Origin of the sequence: Serratia sp. BNK-23, assembly GCF_047456145.1 — a bacterium.
GTDB classification, from domain to species: Bacteria; Pseudomonadota; Gammaproteobacteria; order Enterobacterales; family Enterobacteriaceae; genus Serratia; species Serratia nematodiphila.
Genome location: NZ_CP179900.1, coordinates 691,168 through 710,098, shown reverse-complemented (window position 1 = coordinate 710,098; position 18,931 = coordinate 691,168). Strand labels below are relative to the sequence as shown.

The 18,931-nt window shown below is 57.5% G+C and carries 17 protein-coding genes; 1 reads left to right on the top strand and 16 read right to left on the bottom strand.

Features of this window, described 5'->3' with window-relative positions:
- Positions 1-16: 16 nt before the first annotated feature.
- From speB to speA, 12 genes are all read right to left on the bottom strand, one after another.
- Positions 17-937: an agmatinase gene (gene speB / locus ACMGF9_RS03350; protein WP_004937606.1), complete on the bottom strand. Its 921-nt coding sequence runs from the start codon at positions 935-937 to the stop codon at positions 17-19.
- Positions 938-1,354: 417 nt separating this feature from the next.
- Positions 1,355-1,918 (bottom strand): fimbrial protein, encoded by a 564-nt coding sequence (locus ACMGF9_RS03345; protein ID WP_380692177.1) that lies wholly within the window; start codon positions 1,916-1,918, stop codon positions 1,355-1,357.
- A gap of 41 nt (positions 1,919-1,959) precedes the next feature.
- Complete coding sequence (locus ACMGF9_RS03340) at positions 1,960-2,511, bottom strand: fimbrial protein (RefSeq protein WP_198636804.1); 552 nt, start codon at positions 2,509-2,511, stop codon at positions 1,960-1,962.
- Positions 2,512-2,570: 59 nt separating this feature from the next.
- Positions 2,571-3,104 (bottom strand): fimbrial protein, encoded by a 534-nt coding sequence (locus ACMGF9_RS03335; protein WP_198636805.1) that lies wholly within the window; start codon positions 3,102-3,104, stop codon positions 2,571-2,573.
- Between the two features lie 80 nt (positions 3,105-3,184).
- Complete coding sequence (locus ACMGF9_RS03330; protein WP_198636806.1) at positions 3,185-3,697, bottom strand: fimbrial protein; 513 nt, start codon at positions 3,695-3,697, stop codon at positions 3,185-3,187.
- A gap of 41 nt (positions 3,698-3,738) precedes the next feature.
- Positions 3,739-4,293, bottom strand: a complete 555-nt coding sequence (locus ACMGF9_RS03325) for a fimbrial protein (RefSeq protein WP_277496634.1) — start codon at positions 4,291-4,293, stop codon at positions 3,739-3,741.
- An 11-nt stretch (positions 4,294-4,304) separates the two neighbouring features.
- Positions 4,305-5,225, bottom strand: a complete 921-nt coding sequence (locus ACMGF9_RS03320) for a fimbrial protein (RefSeq protein ID WP_080497845.1) — start codon at positions 5,223-5,225, stop codon at positions 4,305-4,307.
- Between the two features lie 10 nt (positions 5,226-5,235).
- Entirely contained in the window at positions 5,236-7,764 is a 2,529-nt protein-coding gene (locus ACMGF9_RS03315; protein ID WP_414160539.1) for a fimbria/pilus outer membrane usher protein, read from the bottom strand.
- A 47-nt stretch (positions 7,765-7,811) separates the two neighbouring features.
- Positions 7,812-8,486 carry a molecular chaperone gene (locus ACMGF9_RS03310; RefSeq protein WP_076740974.1) on the bottom strand — a complete coding sequence of 225 codons (675 nt, stop codon included), beginning with the start codon at positions 8,484-8,486 and terminating at the stop codon, positions 7,812-7,814.
- A gap of 128 nt (positions 8,487-8,614) precedes the next feature.
- Positions 8,615-9,127 carry a fimbrial protein gene (locus tag ACMGF9_RS03305; protein WP_380692181.1) on the bottom strand — a complete coding sequence of 171 codons (513 nt, stop codon included), beginning with the start codon at positions 9,125-9,127 and terminating at the stop codon, positions 8,615-8,617.
- A gap of 135 nt (positions 9,128-9,262) precedes the next feature.
- Entirely contained in the window at positions 9,263-9,760 is a 498-nt protein-coding gene (locus ACMGF9_RS03300) for a fimbrial protein (RefSeq protein ID WP_380692182.1), read from the bottom strand.
- Between the two features lie 836 nt (positions 9,761-10,596).
- Entirely contained in the window at positions 10,597-12,573 is a 1,977-nt protein-coding gene (gene speA, locus ACMGF9_RS03295) for a biosynthetic arginine decarboxylase (RefSeq protein ID WP_004937600.1), read from the bottom strand.
- Between the two features lie 908 nt (positions 12,574-13,481).
- Here speA and metK point away from each other — a divergent pair.
- A complete protein-coding gene (gene metK / locus ACMGF9_RS03290) occupies positions 13,482-14,636 on the top strand; it encodes a methionine adenosyltransferase (protein ID WP_004937596.1) in 1,155 nt (384 codons plus the stop codon).
- A gap of 124 nt (positions 14,637-14,760) precedes the next feature.
- Here the strand turns inward: metK and ACMGF9_RS03285 are convergent, their stop codons facing one another.
- The 4 genes from ACMGF9_RS03285 to fhuC form a co-directional block, all read right to left on the bottom strand.
- Positions 14,761-14,913 (bottom strand): Hok/Gef family protein, encoded by a 153-nt coding sequence (locus tag ACMGF9_RS03285; RefSeq protein WP_004937610.1) that lies wholly within the window; start codon positions 14,911-14,913, stop codon positions 14,761-14,763.
- Between the two features lie 305 nt (positions 14,914-15,218).
- The gene (gene fhuB / locus ACMGF9_RS03280) at positions 15,219-17,213 is read right to left on the bottom strand and encodes a Fe(3+)-hydroxamate ABC transporter permease FhuB (protein WP_118891706.1); all 1,995 of its coding nucleotides are present in this window, start codon (positions 17,211-17,213) and stop codon (positions 15,219-15,221) included.
- Positions 17,210-18,118 (bottom strand): Fe(3+)-hydroxamate ABC transporter substrate-binding protein FhuD, encoded by a 909-nt coding sequence (fhuD, locus tag ACMGF9_RS03275; protein ID WP_118891705.1) that lies wholly within the window; start codon positions 18,116-18,118, stop codon positions 17,210-17,212. The genes fhuB and fhuD overlap by 4 nt, the downstream gene beginning before the upstream one ends.
- The gene (fhuC, locus tag ACMGF9_RS03270; RefSeq protein ID WP_021504741.1) at positions 18,118-18,915 is read right to left on the bottom strand and encodes a Fe3+-hydroxamate ABC transporter ATP-binding protein FhuC; all 798 of its coding nucleotides are present in this window, start codon (positions 18,913-18,915) and stop codon (positions 18,118-18,120) included. Before fhuC ends, fhuD begins: the two co-directional genes overlap by 1 nt.
- Between the last annotated feature and the right edge of the window lie 16 nt (positions 18,916-18,931).

The following is an 18,931-nucleotide window of genomic DNA, read 5'->3' as shown; positions in this document are numbered from 1 at the left end:
GAGGCGTGGCCTGGCGTCAGGCGTGTTTCTTGGCCGCCTGCAGGTACAGCATCTCCAGACCCAACGTCGCCGCGGCCAGCGCGGTGATCTCGGACTGGTCATAAGCCGGCGCCACTTCCACTACGTCCATGCCAACGATGTTCAGCGACTGCATGCCGCGCACCAGTTTCAGCGCGCGATCGGAAGTCAGACCGCCAATCACCGGCGTGCCAGTGCCCGGTGCGAACGCCGGATCCAGACAGTCGATGTCGAAGGTCAGGTACACCGGCATATCGCCGACGATGCCTTTGATCTGGGTCAGCAGGTCGTCCACGCTGCGATCGTTCACCTGCGCGGCGTCCAGTACGGTAAAGCCGTTGTCATGATCGAACTCGGTGCGAATGCCGATCTGCACCGAGTGATGCGGATCGATCAGGCCTTCGTTCGGCGCATGGTAGAACATGGTGCCGTGGTCGAACTTGCTGCCGTTGGCGTAGGTATCGGTATGGGCGTCGAAGTGCACCAGCGCCAGCTTGCCGAAATGCTTGGCGTGCGCGCGCAACAGCGGCAGGGTGACGAAGTGGTCGCCGCCGAACGAGAGCATGCGCTTACCGGCCTTCAGCAGTTTCTCCGCGTGCGCCTGCAGCTTGTCGCTCATGTCCTGCGCATCGCCGAAGTTGAACACGATGTCGCCGCAGTCAACCACGTTCAGGCGATCGCGCAGATCGAAGCTCCACGGCCAACGGTTGCCTTCCCAGGCCAGGTTGGTGGACACCTGGCGGATGGCCGCCGGGCCATGACGGCCGCCGGCGCGGCCGGAGGTCGCCATGTCAAACGGAATGCCGGTGATGACCCACTCTGCATCGCTGTCGTAAGGCATGAAGTTCAGCGGAAAGCGCAGGAAACCAAAGGCGTTGGACACTAATGAATTATCGGACTGATGGCCTAAGGTGCTCATAGTAAACCCTCGTAGTTCAACAAGTTGCCGGGCGCAGACGCCGGGCCGTTACAAAAAAAAATCCCTCCCGCGTCGTTAGCCCGACGAGAAAGGGATTTATTCGATGTGTGTTTCGGTGCTACCGATACGGCAGATTATGGCTGCATTTTGCTCATGCTTCAAGGGGGTATGATGCGCGCAGGTTGCGCGGCCATATCAATCATATTTTCCCCGGCTGATGAGGAAAATGGTGCCCTGACTCTACCCATAAATTAAGGCGAATAAGCATCATTCACCTGAAGAAGTCAGAAATAAGCTCGTGGGAACTCGCTCCGTTGCCGCCGCGCTGCGGCGCTGCGGCGCGAATTATTTTGGGTAGTTTTACTTTGCTATCAATAGCATCAGCCCGACAGTTTTTACGCCATCGGGCCGGGTAATTCAATAGTAATACAAGTCAACTTGGGTCGTCAGGTTGGCCGTACCCGGTGTCACTTTATCGCTCAGAGCAACATATCGTGCATATAACCAGAACTCCACTTCTGGCTTTTCTTTTGAATAATCACTAAACGATAAAATACCATTTGGCGAAATATAAGAAGGCTCCCCATTAACATGGGTTCCCTGATTTATCCCGACAGCCACTCCTGTCGCTGTAGAACTTTCATCCAGGGCAAAAAGCTGCCAATCTTCTGGCGGTGCGGCACCAGCTAAACGCAATGAAACATTTACTCTAACCAAATCTTCATCAATTATTTTTGAACAATCTGTCGCCTTTATTTTAAATGCCACAGGAGAACTGGCATCTCCTTTTTTTAACAGTTGACTACGGTTAATATTCCCCAAAGGTACAATCATATTTTTGCTATCCGCACTCAGATCACAAGTGAACTGAATAAATTTCGCTTTAGTTCTAATCGCACCATCCGTCGCCTGTGCAGAAAACACTCCCCCGCCTAGACAGAACAATACCCCTTGAAGTGCTCTTTTGATTTTTCTATTCATTAAATATTCCTTAATCTTTATATAAGCACGCTATTATCGGTTCAATTATACAGAATGGAAAATTGTATATTCCCGGTAGCCTGCCCCAAGGCAATAGGCTTATCCATATCAACTTTAACCACCTCTATTATAAACATAATATCATTTTTGCTACCGGCGCCGGTCATCAAATTATAAGGTTTGGTATCACCATTAACTTTAACAGAGTCCCAAGACTCTCTTTCTATAACCCGAAAACCCACATTACTGACTGAGCCAGCATCGGGGGCAAAAATGTAATCCTTCCCGAAAAAACCTTCTTCACTAATGGCAGTACCTTCAAATCTAACTTTCACCTGATTAGCCCCTGATGGACAATCCAAAAGTGTTATCGGTTTAAATAACCCAAGACCTAGAAACTGTGAGTTCTGCTGGCCTGCAAGCTCACCAAAATCCACTACCATATTCTTAGACTCGGCGGCCACCAAACAGGCGTTCTCCACCACCCGGCCGGTCACGTTAATATTGCCGTCCGCTGCGTGGAGCGGTGGCGCCAGCATTGCCGCACTGAATAAGGCCAGCAGAGGCACTTTTTTTACTGTTGCTATCATCATTAATCTCCTTATATTTCTGATAATGCCAAACAATCATCGTGCTGGAATCGGCCCGTTTATTATGGATAAACCAGACTAATCTGCGTGGTCAGGTTGGCGCTGCCGGGGGTGACCTTTTGTTCAGAGACAACATAGGAAGCCGCCCCGCTGATTTTCAGCGAGCCGTCTGGTTCGGGGTAATAGGTATATCCCAGACCGCCGGGCACCACCTGGAGATGAGCGCCGTAATCCCCCAGAATTCTGACCGCGATGCCGCCGGCAAGCGAATCTTTATCCAGGGCGAAAAGGCCGGGGTTTTCTCCTGCAGCAGCACCGTCAAATTTTAACGCCACACCGCGATCTTTAGGGCAACCGGTGGCATAGAGAGTAAAAGGTGTCGGATCGCTACTCATTCCCGGCCGTTCAAAATATTGGCGCGGTATCGTGCCCATCAATACGGACAGCGCCTGACTTTCAACCACCAGATTACACCCCTGCTCGATGATGCGGCCGGTGACGTTAATATTGCCATCCGCTGCATATAACGGCGGGGATAACATTGCCGCACTGAATAAGGCCAGCAGCGGTATCTTGCTTTTTACTGTCGCTATCATCGCTATATTCCTTATTACTGGACAGGGCATTATTCATACTGATAATTCAAATAACCCGACGGAGTGATATTCTAGGTTACTTATCTATAAACAAGATTGAGTTGCGTAGTGACATTAGCTGTACCGGGAGTTACCTTGTCAGATAAAGCGATATATTGCACCTGATATGACTGCGAGAAAGTACCGTTATCTCTTGAGTATGTCCCATAGCCGCTATCAGTATTAGGTCTTTTTGCTTGAATACCATCATCTTCAAGCAGCCGAACACCTACTCCTTTAGCTTCGGACTCCTCATTTAACGCAAATGAATCCTGTTCGCCTGTAGTGCCGTCAAAACGGAACCAGGTGACCATATCAGGTACACAATCAGTACCCTTGATGGTAAACGAAACTGGCTTACTGACTGCACCAATCGATGCCAACTCAGTGCGAGAAATATTACCTAACAGTACCTGCATATTCTTGCTGTCTGCTGTCAAATTACATGTCCCATGTACAAGGCGCATTTCTAGATCTACACTACCGTCAGCACCACTAACGCTGAAAGTCAATCCGCTGCAGGCCAGCAGCAATCCCCTTACGATATTTTTCATTAACGGCTCCTTATATAAATAAAACTACTATTTCAATCGTATTAAGGATAAATCAGACTAAACTGAACTCGCGTTCGCGCAACCCCAGCGGTAGGCATTTTGTCATCGGTGGAATATCCCGTCCGGAACTCAAGCTTATTCACCTCCCCTTTTTTCAATTCAATAGCGGGACTGAACTCATTAACCCTCAGAAGATCGTTCCAGAAACCACCATTTTTTCCCTGAGCATTACTAATTATGAAACCAACATTCTCTGCTGCATCGGGTTGATCGCTATTATCGGTAGCAAAAACGTTTCCAGAGAATTTTTGGGTATTTGCCTGCGTCCCCTCAAACCTGACTTTCACCTGGTCTATGCTGTCTGGGCAATCCGCCAGCTGTACATAGATACTTCGGGAATACGCTAAAACCGTCTTTGGTACGATGGGGACCGTCTTTCCCCAAATCACCGTCTGGCTTTTAGAACTGGCATCCAGTACGCAACTACTCTCTATCACTCTACCGGTCACATTAATATTCCCATCCGCAGCCTGCAGCGGCGGCGCCAACACGGCGGCGCCGAGCAGCGTCAGGGGCAGTGCTATTTTTCTCATCATTATCTTTGTCCTTATTGATAGGTGAGGCTAAAGGTTGCTACCGCGTTGGCCTCGCCGGCGGCGATCTGCGGTTGCGTTTGGTAATAACGGGCGCTGAACGGGTAGCTGCGCAGACCCTGTAAGGCCGTTTCCAGCGGCAGCCGTTCGCCCAGCGTCAGCGGCACGCCGCGGTAGAGCAACTGCACCCCGACGCCGCGCGCGCTGGCCTGCGCATCGGGGTTAACCAGCGCCAACACGCCGGGCAGGTCATCCTCTGCAGCGATGCCATCGAACTGAATATTGACCCGGGCGCCGGCATCGCAGGCCAGATCCAGCAAGAACGGCTGTTCGCCGCGCGTGCTGCCCACGCCGCGAAAATCGCTGCGCGCCACCTCGCCCAACGCCACCGTGCGGTGGCGGCCGCCCTGCAGCTCACAGGCCAGCCGGGTGATGGCAACCGGCTTTTGCAAGGCGATATCCAGCACCGGCTGGCCGTTGAGCGTGCGGCGGGCCAGGGTTTCCGTCGCCAACACGCCGGAGGCCAGCGGCCCGGTCACCACCAGGCGCAGGCTGATTTGCCGTTTTCCGGCGGCAAGGGCGCCGCTCGCCGGCCAACCCTCGCTGAAGGCGGCGTCGGTATCCAGCGCATAACCCAGCCCGCTGATCGTGGTGCCGTAGACCGCGCTGTTGCCGCTTTTCAACCCGCTATCACTGCCCAACAGGTTGAGACGTGCGTCTTCCGCTCCCGCACAGGGCGCCAGCGACGCGGCTTGCTGCACCTGGCGCGTGCCCTGCCACACCACGCTGCCGACCGGCAGATCGCGTTGCAACGTCTGCGCCGGAATGTCGAACAGCAGCCGTTCCGGGTTGCCGGCCGGCGGACATTCCGCTCCCCAGGCGCCGCCCGCCGCCCACAGCCCGCACAGGCCGAGCATCCATACTCCCGCTTTCATCCTTTGCTCCTTAACGACACTCTGCCGCTATCTCTGGGATCTCCGGGCCGGCCGTTTCCGGCAGGCTGTAGACGACCTGGCATTGCTGGTCCGGTTGTTTGCCCCACTGCACGTGCAGCATGCCGTTGGCCGGCATGCCGGCCAGGAACAGCTGCCCGCCGTCGCCGACAATGCTGCCGTCACCGCCTGCGCCCGTCAGCCTGGCAATCGCACCGAACGGCACCGGCCGGCCATCGGCGCGCGTCAGCGTCATCATCATCCGTGCGCCTACCTTGGTTTGATAATCCGCCAGCACCACCGCGCCACGGGTTGGGATCACCGTCTGGCTGGTCAGCCCCAGCTCCACGTTGTCCGCCAGGGTGGTCGGATCCAGCGCGATCGCATTCTGGCGATAGGCAGAGAGATAAGGCACCACCGCATAGCCACGGCTATCGGTTTTCACCCCCACCTGATTCACCACGCTGACCCCGCCGGCACCCGGCGCGCGCACCAGCGCCACCGTATCGTTAAGCGGTTGCGACAGCGTCACCCCGCCGGCATGCAGCAACACCCCGCCCTGAATGTCGTAATTCAGCCGCTGGCGCTGCCCATCGTGGCTCAGCCCGGCGCCAAGCAACGCCTTGCTGCCGCGATAGCCCAGCGCCAGATTGCCGTTCTCGCCCTCCCCTTGATTGCCATAGCCGCCGGTCAGCCCCCAGTTCAGGTTATCGCCTTCCAGCGCGGTGCCGTTCAGCCCCAGCGTCTGCAACGTTTTGCCGTTGTTGCTATTGCTGATGCCGTAACCGGCCCAGGTGTTGTGTGCCCACAGGTTCAGTGGAATGCTGACATTCAGCGCCACGACGCGATCGGTCTGGGCCTGATAACTCTGGTTCTGGCTGTAGTTAAGGCCATAACTCACTCCTTTGATGCTGCCGTTGTAGCCCAGGCTGACGGACTGGCGCTTGCCTTGTTCTCCCCAGCGCCGATCTTCCGCCAGGCTCAGGAACAGCGAGCCTGGCAGCGGCCCCAACCCCTGCTGCAGCGACAGTTCTTTACGGCTGCGGGTAGCGCTGTTGCCTGTGCTTTCGCGAGATTGCATCGCCTGTTGCAACGTGGTGTAGCCCTCACTGGCATGGCGATAACCGGCCATGCTCAGCTGGGTGCCGGTGAGCGGGAAGCTTTTTTCATAGCGCAGACGCCACATTTTGCCCTGCCGATCGTCCCTCTGAACGGCCTCTTCCGGCCGCCGGGCCCAGCTTTGCGTCATATCCAGCGACAACGCGCCGGCGCGGCCCAGGTTTTGCCCCACGCCCAGCGCCAGCGAACGGTAACGATTGGCCCATTGGCCACCGCCATACAGCGTGGCGCCGAGCGGCAGGCCGTAGATCAGCGTGCCCTGCATAAACTTCTCGTCATCGGCGCTCGCGTCCTGCGCACGGTATTGCCCGGCGGCCAGGCCGTAGCTGAGCCGCCCTTCGCGCTGCAGCACCGGCAGCGAAGCAAACGGCACCAGCAGGCGCTGTTCCGTACCGTCGCTTTCTTTGATGATGACATCCAGATCGCCGCTGCCGGAGACCGCATACAGATCGCTGATTTCAAAGGCGCCCGGCGGCACATAGCGCTGATCGACCACCACGCCGTTCTGGCGAATGATCACCTCCGCGTTGCTTTTGGCGATGCCGCGCACCACCGGCGAGTAGCCGCGCAGGCTGTCCGGGTACATCTCCTCCACCGAGACCAGCTGTACGCCGCGCAGCGGTAGCGAATAGAAGATATCGCCCGGCGTGGTGGCATCGCCCAGCGTCAACAGCCCGTTCAGCGGGGTGATGTCCCGCTGTACATAGCTGTTCAGGGTGCGCCAGTGCGCCTCTCCCTGGCCGTTCCGGTTCCACACGCCGTCGTGGCGCAACCGCCAGGCTCCCCAGTTGGCGCCATTGCGCAAATTGACGAAATAGCTGCTTTCATTGCCGCCGCCCTGACGGCTGTGATCGTGCGCCCCGCGCAGGGTATAGTTGCTCAGCAACGCCGGAATGCCGCTGTCCCACTGCTCTGGCGGCACATAGCCGCGCGCCTGGCGTTTTAACGCCGCCTGCGGGATGCTCAGCTTCAACTGCTGTTGCTCGAACAGCAGTTCCGTTCTGGCGCTGGGAATGGCCTGCGGCAAGTTGATGCATGCCTCGGAGGGCTGCAGCGCGGGAAAGGCGGCCAGATCCACGCCAAAGCCCTTCAGATCCTCCCACTGCAGGCAGGGTTGAAGACGCTCTTTGCCCTGCTCATCCGGCTGCAGAGAAAAGGCCAGCGTGCGGGTATCCAGCCGCTGCTCGTTGAGGAACAGATCAACGCGATACTCCCCTGGTGGCTGTTTCTCCTCATCGCTGAACAGCGCCAGGTCCACTTCGGTTTGCGGCGTATTGCCTATCTGCAATAAAGCAGAGCTAAAACGGTATTCCGCCTGTGCCACACCGCTGTACATCAGCAGGCCGGCAAGTTGCCAGGCCAACGGCGTTAGCCGATATTCGCCGCGCCGCCCAGATTGGCGACGCGCTGTTTTGCTGTTCATGTTCCACATCCCTGTTCACACCGCGCCCCTGGTTATCAACCGCGCCATCACAACGCTTGTTGGTGCTGCGCGCTCAGGCCGCCGTAGTCGTTGATCACCTGCCAGCTCACCTGTTTGCCGGTGGCTGAAGGCGGCAGGGTATAGGCCAGCGTGGCGAACGGCGCCACCATCTGCGGCTCCTTGATCTTTTCACCAGCGACCGAGACCGTGGAGAAACTCAGGTAGTAGGGGGAATCATTGATCGCTTTCAGCGTATTGCCGCTGCGCTCCCAGCGTACTTTGCTCGCCGCTTCTTCCGGCGAGCCGGCCAGCGACGCCGGGCGATAGAACAGTTTGATGCGGGTGCGCACCGCGATTTGCAGATGGTTGCCCTTGCCTTCCGCCTCCGGCGGCACGGTCTTGACGCTGAACCAGAATACCGACTCGCGATCTTCCGGCAGCGCCTGAGCGGTTTTCACCACCCGCAGCGTATTCTCTTTGCCGCCATTCAAACGAAACAGCGGCGGCGTGACCAGGAACGGCGCCTTGACGTTGCCTTCCAGATCGGCGTTGACCCACGATTGCACCAAATAAGGAATATCGTCCGGATTTTTCACCGTGATGGTCGCTTCTTTCTTGCCGCCGGGATACACCAGCCGGGTGCCGCCGATCACCACACCGGCAGCGGCCTGAAAACTGTTGATTAACAGTGCGGCACAAAGCGCAATATAGACTGGTTTCATTATGGGTCATTCCCTTGATGTTTTTTACTGAAACGCTTTAGAGCAATAACTGCTGCAATATGATTGAAGCAAAACTAATAGCCGGCTAAATACAGCCTCGCCGGCAAATAGCAATTCAGGCATATAAATTAATTATATAAAACACTGAATTGGATAGTGGCATTAGCATCACCGGCGGTGACTTTATCTGTTGATCTGTAACGTGCCGCAAAAGACAGACGATTCTCACCCTCATTCAGCGAAAATTCCTCCGAAGTACCACCAGGCACAATCGGCTGTTTTCCCCAACCACTCCCACTTATTGCAATAAGTTCTAAAGCTACACCAGTGGCGCCGCCAGAGATAAGTTGGAATAGATTTTTATTATTGGAATCTGCCTCGCCATCCAGCTGTACAGTAGCCGCCTTGATATTTTCCGGACAATCTTTAAGCTCCAAGAAGAACTCTTCTGCATAACCCCAATCTCCCACGTGTTCAAAATCAGCCGCAGCCGTGTCTCCCAGACGCACATCCAGAGTTGGGTTCACCACACAGGCGTTATCAACAATTTTGCCAGTAACGTTAATCGCGCCATCTGCCGCAAACGCAGAGGAGCAGAGCGCAGTACACGCCAACACAGAAGTAACCAGATACTTTTTCATCTAAGTTCCCTAAAACGCATTTTGGGTTTTCAAATACCCCACTTCTCACCTGCAAAAAACCTTCCGCCCAATGAGAAATTAACGAATTACCGGCGAAAGCGTATTTCACCGGTAGATTAACGCCCGGATAGAAAACTAGTTATACGAAACGCTGAATTGGATAGTGGCGTTGGCATCACCGGCGGTGACTTTATCTGTAGAGCGATAAGCCGCGGCGAAAAGCCCTACATTATCACCCTCATTTAAAAGGATCTCCGCCGAGGCCGCGCCGGGGAGCAGGTGCTCGCCATCTGGCCCGTTAATACGCAGCGCCAAGCCTGTAGCACCGCCGTCATCTAATTTGAACAGCTTAGCGTCTTTATCGTCCACTGCACCATCCAGAGTCACTTTAGCCGCTTTCAGATTGGCCGGGCAGTCTTTCAGTTCCAGCACGAAGCCATGATAGTCAGATTCGTCACCCACATTTTTAAACTTAGCCGCCGCCACATCGCCCATCTGTACATTCAGCGTCGGGTTAACCACACAGGCGTTATCGACAATTTTACCGGTGAAGTTAATCACACCATCAGCGGCAAATGCAGAAGAAGAGAGCACCGTACAGGCCAGTGCAGACGCTACCAGATATTTTTTCATATAATTCCCTTATATTATTTAAACTACTAAGTTATATATCGACATACATACATCCATTGACCGTGGCATGAACACCACGCTTACTACGCGTCGCTATTACCGATGCCAATATATGGTGCGCATGCACGAAAAATACGGGCACCATGCATTGCATCGGCTTTATAAAACCTGAGGAAGGTCATTAGTAATCAGAAACCCACCAAGGATAATAAGTCATTTAAAAACATTAATTCAACCACAAAGATAAATGGAACAAAAAAACAGAACCATAATTCATAATTAATGGGTTTATTTTTTTAAAAAATCAGAACCATGCCCTATCCACAGGAATATAAAATATAAAATAAAATATAATACCTTATAAAACAAAGAGATTACCCACCACACTCATAAAGACAAAAACATATAGATACTTGATTAAAAATTCAAACCCATCAAGAAAAAGAGGTAAAATGAAAGAGAAACTGATCAATTATCGCATTTATAATGAACAACAATAACTAATACTGGTTATGTTTTATAATTGAAAGATCTAACTAGTGAATGAGAAGGTTAATTTCAGAGACTTCTTGTATTTAGTAGATGGATTTATAATATAGGATGCATTCAATAAAGAAGATGAAAGAAAACATACTTTTCGTAACGTGTTGAACTCACCACTGCAGAGTTGGACGTTGCATCAGGGCGGCAAAAGCCCGGTAATGTTAATTACGCCCTGCGCCGCCGTTCGAACGGCAGCATGGCTGTCTGCAACCTGTACGCCATCGAAAACTTAGTCGTGCGACAGAAAAGAAAAGGCCGGGCGTCCTTAAGCCGCCCGGCCTTCCTTCACTTCATTACTCGTCTTCCAGATACGTGTAACCGTACAGGCCGGCTTCAAACTCTTCCAGGAACTGCGCCTGCAGCTCGCTGTCCAGATCGGTTTCTTTGACCTGATCGCGGAATTTGGACAGCAGCGCGCTCGGATCGAGCTGCACGTACTCCAGCATGTCCGCCACGGTGTCGCCCTCGTCGGACAATTCGGTCTCGACGCTGCCGTCCGGGAACACGTACACGTCAACCGAGGCGGTGTCGCCGAACAGGTTGTGCATGTTGCCGAGGATCTCCTGATACGCACCGACCATGAAGAAGCCCAGCGCCGGCGGGTTCTCCGGATCGTACGGCGGCATCGGCATGGTGGTCGCCACGCCGTCGCCGTCGACGTAATGGTCGATGGTGCCGTCGGAATCGCAGGTGATGTCGAGCAGCACCGCACGGCCTTCCGGCGGCTTATCCAGCCCTTCCAGCGGCAGCACCGGAAACAGTTGATCGATACCCCAGGCATCCGGCATCGACTGGAACAGCGAGAAGTTGACGTAGAACTTGTCCGCCATGCGCTCTTGCAATTCGTCGATGATCGGGCGGTGCGCGCGGTTGCTCGGATCGAGCTGCTGCTGGATCTTGTTGCAGATGTTCAGATACAGCTGCTCGGCCCAGGCGCGCTTGGTCAGGTCCAGCATGCCGTGCGCATATTGGGTATGCACGTCGTGCAGATCCATCTGGCTGTCGTGCAGCCATTCACGCAGCGAGCGGCGGTTCTCCGGCTCGTTCATTTCCAGCCAGGTTTCCCACATGCTTTCCAGCGCGCGCGGCGCGTCGGCTTCCGGCGGCTGCGGTTCGCTGAATTCGTTGCGCTCTACGCCGATCACATTGGAGACCAGCACCGTGTGGTGCGCGGTCACGGCGCGGCCGGACTCGGTGATCACCGTCGGGTGCGGCAGGCCGTGTTCGTTACAGGCGTCGCCGATGCCCCAAATCACGTTGTTGGCGTATTCGTTCAGGCCGTAGTTGACCGAGCAATCGGACTGCGAGCGGGTGCCTTCGTAGTCGACGCCCAAACCGCCGCCCACGTCGAAGCACTGAATGTTGACGCCCAGTTTGTGCAGCTCAACGTAGAAGCGCGCCGATTCGCGCACGCCGGTGGCGATATCGCGAATGTTGGCCAGCTGCGAGCCCAGGTGGAAGTGCAGCAGCTGCAGGCTGTCGAGACGGCCCGCTTCGCGCAGGGTCTCCACCAGCTTCAGCACCTGCACCGCCGCCAGACCGAATTTGGACTTTTCGCCGCCGCTCGACTGCCATTTGCCGGAGCCTTGCGACGCCAGACGCGCACGCACGCCCAGGCGCGGTATGACGTTCAAGCGTTCGGCTTCTTCCAGCACCAGGTTGATCTCGGACATCTTTTCGATCACCAGGTACACCTTGTGCCCCAGTTTTTCCCCGATCAGCGCCAGGCGAATGTATTCACGATCTTTATAACCGTTACAGACGATCACCGAGCGGGTCATGCCGGCATGCGCCAGCACCGCCATCAGCTCGGCCTTGGAGCCGGCTTCCAGCCCCAGCGGTTCGCCGGAATTCACCAGCGATTCAATCACGCGGCGATGTTGGTTCACCTTGATCGGATACACCAGGAAATAGCCGCCCTGGTAACCGAAGGACTCGCGCGCGCGTTTGAACGCGGCGTTGATCGAACGCAGGCGATGCTGAAGGATCTGCGGGAAGCAGAACAGCGCCGGCAGACGTTGGCCGTCTTGCTGGCGCGTTTTCACCAGTTCTGCCAGATCGACGCGCGCCTGCGGGACATCCGGATCCGGGCACACGCTGATATGGCCCAGCTCGTTGACGTCATAGTAATTGTTGCCCCAGTAGGCGACGTTATAAGTACGCAGCATCTTGCTGGCATTACGATCATTCATGGCAACCTCCTGCATGGAGCGCAAAGATAAAGACTCGCCCGCAACCGGCGGACGGTGAATCAACAGATCATCAGACATGGTTCGCCTCACATTCCGTACTGACGAAACCGCCAGCCACTATCGCAGCTACAACCCGCGAGAACAACCCAACAAGCCGCGCCGGCGGCAGCGAAGAGAACTGCCGTTCGCGGTCAGCGATCGGTTTATCACTCATATAATTGTAAGACACCCTGTTCAAACCTCGTGAATCGGGCCAAGAAACATCCCACAGGAAGGCTGCAGGCTACCCTTGTTCAGTTCTTCAGACGACCGTTAGCCGGCCCGAGAATCCTGAGTAGCGGCCAAGTGTTTATCGCACCTGGTAAGTGACAGAGAGACAAGACGGGAAATAGCAGAAGAATGTGCGCCAGAACGGCACTGCTGTTGGGAACCAACAACCGGTAGACAACGGATCATTAATCCAACCACCTCCACGCGCGCCGTTCGGAGTGAACGACCCAGCCTCTAAAATAGTGTAAGAACGTGACCGTTCGATGAAGCGGCGGCGCCACGGCGAACGCCCGCGACGGATAATAGCGCAATGCCGGCGAATGCAAAGCGGAAGTTTATCGTACCTTCCCCCACGCCAGACCGCCGTACTGTGCAGCAAATGAACCGCGCGCGCAGTTTATACCGGTAAGCAGGTGAAAAAGCAAAATGAAAATTCGCCGAAAACTGTTTCAAGCGATGAAAATGGCGCCAACCCGTTTGCGCAAAAGAGCGAAAGCGCAAAAAATTACTGGCAATCTGGCTAAACCCTGACCTAAAATAGACGTCCAGATGTTAATCCATCTATACTGGTTAACTGATAAACTGCTTAACGGCTTTGCCTGAGGGGCGTTGCAGGATGCATCTCGCGCCATCAGCGGAAGACCCTTCGCTTCGATGCCGGATCTCCAGCGCTGTGCAGTAATTTCTAACCCGTCTTATGCAAGGTAAAGAACACAATGGCTAAACACCTCTTCACGTCCGAATCCGTCTCCGAAGGACATCCAGATAAAATCGCCGACCAGATCTCCGATGCCGTCCTCGACGCCATCCTGGAACAAGATCCGAAGGCGCGCGTCGCCTGCGAAACCTACGTGAAAACCGGCATGGTCCTGGTCGGCGGTGAAATCACCACCAGCGCCTGGGTCGATATCGAAGAGATCACCCGCAAGACCGTGCGCGAGATCGGCTACGTTCATTCGGACATGGGCTTTGACGCCAACTCCTGCGCAGTATTGAGCGCTATCGGCAAGCAATCCCCGGATATCAATCAGGGCGTTGACCGTACCGATCCTCTCGAGCAGGGCGCCGGCGATCAGGGCTTGATGTTTGGCTACGCCACCAACGAAACCGACGTGCTGATGCCGGCTCCGGTGACCTACGCACACCGTCTGGTGCAGCGCCAGTCCGAAGTGCGTAAAAACGGCACCCTGCCGTGGCTGCGCCCGGACGCGAAGAGCCAGGTGACCTTCCAATACGACGACGGCAAAATCGTCGGCATCGACGCCGTCGTTCTGTCCACCCAGCATTCCGAAGACATCGCGCTGAAAGATCTGCAAGAAGCGGTGATGGAAGAGATCATCAAGCCGGTACTGCCGGCGGAATGGCTGACGGCGGGCACCAAATACCACATCAACCCGACCGGCCGTTTCGTTATCGGCGGCCCGATGGGCGACTGCGGCCTGACCGGACGTAAAATCATCGTCGACACCTACGGCGGCATGGCTCGCCACGGCGGCGGCGCCTTCTCCGGTAAGGATCCGTCCAAGGTTGACCGTTCCGCGGCTTACGCGGCGCGCTACGTGGCGAAAAACATCGTCGCCGCCGGCCTGGCCGATCGCTGCGAGATCCAGGTGTCTTACGCTATCGGCGTAGCGGAACCGACTTCCATCATGGTGGAAACCTTCGGTACCGAGAAAGTGCCAACCGAACAACTGACGCTGCTGGTGCGCGAATTCTTCGATCTGCGCCCATACGGCCTGATCCAGATGATGGATCTGCTGCAGCCGATCTACCGCGAAACCGCCGCCTACGGCCACTTCGGCCGCGAGCACTTCCCGTGGGAAGCGACCGACAAAGCTGAGCTGCTGCGCGATGCCGCCGGCCTGAAATAAGCCCCGACATCAACATGAAAAACGGCGAGCCTTGGCTCGCCGTTTTTTTTGAACGGATGGGTGCTCATGGATCAACGCATCGACTGCCGGCCGGCGGAGGCAAAGCCCCCGCCGCCGGGTTGCCTTACCGTTCGGATTCGTAAGCCAAAATGGCCGCAACCTCCGTAGTGCCCGATCGGATACGCAGCTCACACAGCGTGCTGCGCGTTATCCATGCCAGTGATATTACCGTGGCACAAATAACCACCAATTTTAACAGGCTCCGTTTGTTCGGCATCATGCCTTCTTCTCCTTGCCTCGCGGCGGGTAAGAGGCTAACTTAACGTTGTCACGCGTTAGAGTAGGCCTCGGGTTGATGGACATCGACTCGGGGCTTTTCTCTTTGTATCTTTCACGCAGGCTCCAGAGACAAAGATCCAGAGCACCCGCACGCAGTATATTCACCTCCCCCTCTCTTCCCGCGTTCCTTTTCACGTTAAATGTCTTTCTTGCGCAGCGACACGCAACGCCTTGCAAGGCGTTGAAAAAAGGCCCAGCAACGCTGGGCCCTTGATGGCGGAGAAAGCAAAGTAGGGGTGAAGCTTACGACGTCTGCTTGCGCAACAGATAAACGAAGTACGGCGCGCCGATAAAGGTCGCCAGTAACCCGGCGGGGATCTGATACGGAAACAGCAGCATCCGCCCGCACCAGTCGGCAAATACCATCAGCAAACCGCCCAACAGCGCGGCGATCACCATCTGCGACAGCGCGCGGCGGAAGCCCAACATGCGCGCCATGTGCGGCGCCATCAGTCCGACAAAGCTCAGCGGCCCCACGGTCAGGGTCGCCATGGCGGTCATCGTGGCGGCTAACAACAGGATGGTCAATCGCGCAGGCGTCAGCGCAATCCCCACCGAACGGGCGGTGGCTCCGCCGAGCGGCAGGATGGTCAGCCAGCGACGGCACAGCGGCGCCAATATCATCAGGCCGGCGGCCACCAGCGCGGTGCGCAGCGCCTGCGCCGGCTCCACCGAATAGGTCGAGCCGGAGAGCCAAGTCAGCAAGCCCCCCATACGCGGATCGCCGCTGGCCAACAGCAGGAAGATGACGGTGGTAAAGGCGGTGCTGAGCGCGATACCGGCGAGCAGCATGCGTTCCGTCGAGAAACCGCCGCGGCCTGCGGCGATCATGATGATCAGCAGCGTCGCGGCCGCCCCCAGACTGCCGGCGGGCAGCAGCCAAACGAAGGCGTCGCCCGGCACCATAAACAGCATCATCACGACGCCAAAAGCGGCGCCGGAGCTGATGCCCAACACTTCCGGGCTGGCCATCGGGTTACCAGTCAGTTTCTGAATCAGCGTGCCGGCGACCGCCAGCATCATGCCCGCGGCCAACGCCGACAGCACCCGCGGCCAGCGCCACGGCAGCAGGGAGTCCAGTTCTGCCCCCAGGCTCCAGTGCCAGCCGCCGGCATTTTTACCCAGCATCAGCGCCAGCGTCAGGCCGATCAGCAATACGAGGCCACCCAGCAGGATCCAGCCGGGCAGATTCCCGCGCTCGGCAGGCACCTTATCGCCCAGGTTCATCGGCGGCGGCGTGGCGGCGCTGCGCAAACGCGGCAACAGCCACAGCAGCAGCGGCGCGCCGAACAGCGCGGTGGCCGCACCGGTCGGGATCTCGCGCCACACCTGCGTCACCCCGAGCATCACCTGATCGGTCAGCCACAGCAACAGCGCCCCCAGCAACGGCGCCAGCATCATGCGGTGCGCCAGACGGCGCGCGCCCAGCATCTTCGCCATCAGCGGCGCAAACAGGCCGATAAAGCCGATAACGCCCACGGCGCTCACCAACATGGCGCTGAAGATGATGGCCAGCCCCAGGGCGCAGAAGCGCGCCATCGACAGCCCCAACCCCAGGTTGCGCGCCACGCCGTCGTCCAGCCCCAGCAGCGTCAGCGGGCGCAGCAATAGCGCCGCCAGCGCACCGGCCACCAGCAAACGCGGCAGGATAAACTGCACCGTGCTCCAATCCTGTTGGTTCAGCGCGCCGGTGCCCCACAGGAACATGCCCTGCAGTTGATCGTAATGAAACAGCGCCAGCAGGCTGTTGACCGCGCCGCAGTAAAGTCCCAGCACCAGCCCGGCCAGAATCAGCGTCACCGGCGACATCCGCTTGCCCCAGGCGACGCCGAACACCAGCCCGCCCACCGCAATCGCCCCCACCATAGCGGCCAACTGGCGGGTGAACTCGCCCCCCGGCAGCACCCACAGCGTGGCGATGGTCAGGCCGAGCTGCGCGCCGGCGGCCACGCCGAGCGTCGACGGTTCCGCCAACGGATTGCGCAACACCTGCTGGAACAGCACGCCAACCAACCCCAGACCGGCGCCGGCCAACAGCGACACCGTCAACCGCGGCAGCAGGCTGTAATGGAACAGCATTTGCCGCACGTCGTCGATGTCCGGCGCGCTGAGCGCCCGCACCCATTGCGCCGGCGGCAGCTGCTGCACCAGGTTATATATCGTCAAACCGCCTGCCGCCGCCAGCAACAGCAACAGCAAGATCAGCGTCAGCGGCAATTTCCGGATGCCCGCATTCATGACGCACTCTCCTGAGCCTGCGCCAACAGGCGGCAAAACCGCATCGTCGACAGCGTAGCGCCATAGAACCACACCGCCGGCACCTGCCGCAGCTGGTTTTGCCGCACGAAGGGCAACGACTGCCACAGCGGCGTCGCGCTGACCTTGTCCATCATCGCCTGATTGCCGTGATCGAGATAAATGACCCGGGCGTTACGCACCGTGGCCAATCGTTCAATCCCCACCACCGCCGTGCCCCAAAAGTCGGTTGGCTCCTGCCAGGCATTGCGAATGCCGAGTTGATCCATCGCTTCCTGGAACAGACTTTTCTGGCCGATGATCAGCGCATGGCGCGTGTCGATCAGAGAAAACAACAGCAGCGGTTGCCGGGTGTAGCTTTGCAGGCGCTGACGCGCGTCCTGCATAAAGCTGTCGAACTGCGCCAGGTGGTTTACCGCCCGGCTTTCTATGCCCAACCGCTGGCCCAGCGCCAGCAGCGACTGGCGGGCGACGGTCAGCGGTTTGCCGCTGCCGTCGTTGAAGCCGAAGCTCATGGTTGGCGCGATGGGTTGGATTTTGCGCGGCTTCGGGCCATAGCCTTGCGACAGCAACACCAGCGAAGGCCGAAGCTGCTGCAGCAGTTCGAGGTTCGGTTCGGTGCGCTGGCCGACGTCGACCACCGTCGCCGGCAGCGTCGGCTCCGCCACCCACAGGTTGTAGTTATGCACATCGGCCACCGCCAGCGGCGTCACGCCCAATGCCAACAGCAGCTCGATCGGCAACCATTCCAGCGCCGCAACGCGCGCGATATCCGGCGGCGCATCCGCCGCTCGGCCGGGCAACGAACCCAACAGCGGCGACAGCGCCAGCGCCATCAACAAACGGCGGCGCAGCGGATCGTGAGAAGAAGTGAATGTAGAGGACATCAGTAGACAAAACTCACCGGCGCGCCGCCGCTCGGATGCGGCAACGTGCCCATAGGAATACCGTAAATTTGCTCCAGCACCGGCCCCTGCATCAGCTCCAACGGGCTGCCCTGGGCGATCATTTCACCGCCGCGCAGCGCCACCAAATGGTCACAGTAGCGCGCCGCCATGTTGATGTCGTGCAGTACGGCGATCACTGTAAGATCGCGTTCGCGGCTCAGGCGCTGGATCAGCGCCAGCACCTCGACCTGGTGCGCGATGTCCAGCGCCGAAGTCGGCTCGTCGAGCAGCAGGCAGCGGCTGTCCTGCGCCACCATCATCGCCAGCCAGGCGCGTTGGCGCTCGCCGCCGGACAGGCTGTCCACCAGCCGGTTGGCGAACGGCTTCAAGCCCACCAGCGCGATGGCCTCTTCCACCTGTTGACGATCGTTGGCGCCAAAACGCCCCAGCGCGCCATGCCACGGATAACGGCCGACGGCCACCAGCTCGCGCACCGTCATGCCTTCCGCCGCCGGCAACTGCTGCGGCAGGTAGGCCACCTGGCGGGCGAAGGATTTGCTGTCCCACTGCGCCAACGGCTGCTGATTGAGCAAGACCTGGCCGCCGCTGGGCGCATGGTGCCGCCCGAGCAGTTTCAACAGGGTGGATTTACCGGAACCGTTATGGCCGATCAGGCCGCAGACTTTGCCCTGGGGAAAACTGAGCGACAGCGGTTGCAGCAGCACCCGGCCGGGGACGGCGAAACTGGCGTTATCCAGCGCGAAGGTCGCGCCGGGATTAAGAAGTTTGTCCTGCATAGATCCTGCTTTGTCC

What these genes read in the sequence shown, in the direction of transcription:
- ACMGF9_RS03345 (WP_380692177.1), bottom strand. Translation starts at nt 1,918, where the DNA reads ATGAATAGAAAAATCAAAAGAGCACTTCAAGGGGTATTGTTCTGTCTA.
- ACMGF9_RS03285 (WP_004937610.1), bottom strand. Translation starts at nt 14,913, where the DNA reads ATGCCGAACAAACGGAGCCTGTTAAAATTGGTGGTTATTTGTGCCACG.
- ACMGF9_RS03315 (WP_414160539.1), bottom strand. Translation starts at nt 7,764, where the DNA reads ATGAACAGCAAAACAGCGCGTCGCCAATCTGGGCGGCGCGGCGAATAT.
- speB (WP_004937606.1), bottom strand. Translation starts at nt 937, where the DNA reads ATGAGCACCTTAGGCCATCAGTCCGATAATTCATTAGTGTCCAACGCC.
- fhuD (WP_118891705.1), bottom strand. Translation starts at nt 18,118, where the DNA reads ATGTCCTCTACATTCACTTCTTCTCACGATCCGCTGCGCCGCCGTTTG.
- ACMGF9_RS03310 (WP_076740974.1), bottom strand. Translation starts at nt 8,486, where the DNA reads ATGAAACCAGTCTATATTGCGCTTTGTGCCGCACTGTTAATCAACAGT.
- speA (WP_004937600.1), bottom strand. Translation starts at nt 12,573, where the DNA reads ATGTCTGATGATCTGTTGATTCACCGTCCGCCGGTTGCGGGCGAGTCT.
- fhuB (WP_118891706.1), bottom strand. Translation starts at nt 17,213, where the DNA reads ATGAATGCGGGCATCCGGAAATTGCCGCTGACGCTGATCTTGCTGTTG.
- ACMGF9_RS03335 (WP_198636805.1), bottom strand. Translation starts at nt 3,104, where the DNA reads ATGATAGCGACAGTAAAAAGCAAGATACCGCTGCTGGCCTTATTCAGT.
- ACMGF9_RS03320 (WP_080497845.1), bottom strand. Translation starts at nt 5,225, where the DNA reads ATGAAAGCGGGAGTATGGATGCTCGGCCTGTGCGGGCTGTGGGCGGCG.
- ACMGF9_RS03300 (WP_380692182.1), bottom strand. Translation starts at nt 9,760, where the DNA reads ATGAAAAAATATCTGGTAGCGTCTGCACTGGCCTGTACGGTGCTCTCT.
- ACMGF9_RS03330 (WP_198636806.1), bottom strand. Translation starts at nt 3,697, where the DNA reads ATGAAAAATATCGTAAGGGGATTGCTGCTGGCCTGCAGCGGATTGACT.
- ACMGF9_RS03340 (WP_198636804.1), bottom strand. Translation starts at nt 2,511, where the DNA reads ATGATGATAGCAACAGTAAAAAAAGTGCCTCTGCTGGCCTTATTCAGT.
- fhuC (WP_021504741.1), bottom strand. Translation starts at nt 18,915, where the DNA reads ATGCAGGACAAACTTCTTAATCCCGGCGCGACCTTCGCGCTGGATAAC.
- ACMGF9_RS03305 (WP_380692181.1), bottom strand. Translation starts at nt 9,127, where the DNA reads ATGAAAAAGTATCTGGTTACTTCTGTGTTGGCGTGTACTGCGCTCTGC.
- metK (WP_004937596.1), top strand. Translation starts at nt 13,482, where the DNA reads ATGGCTAAACACCTCTTCACGTCCGAATCCGTCTCCGAAGGACATCCA.
- ACMGF9_RS03325 (WP_277496634.1), bottom strand. Translation starts at nt 4,293, where the DNA reads ATGATGAGAAAAATAGCACTGCCCCTGACGCTGCTCGGCGCCGCCGTG.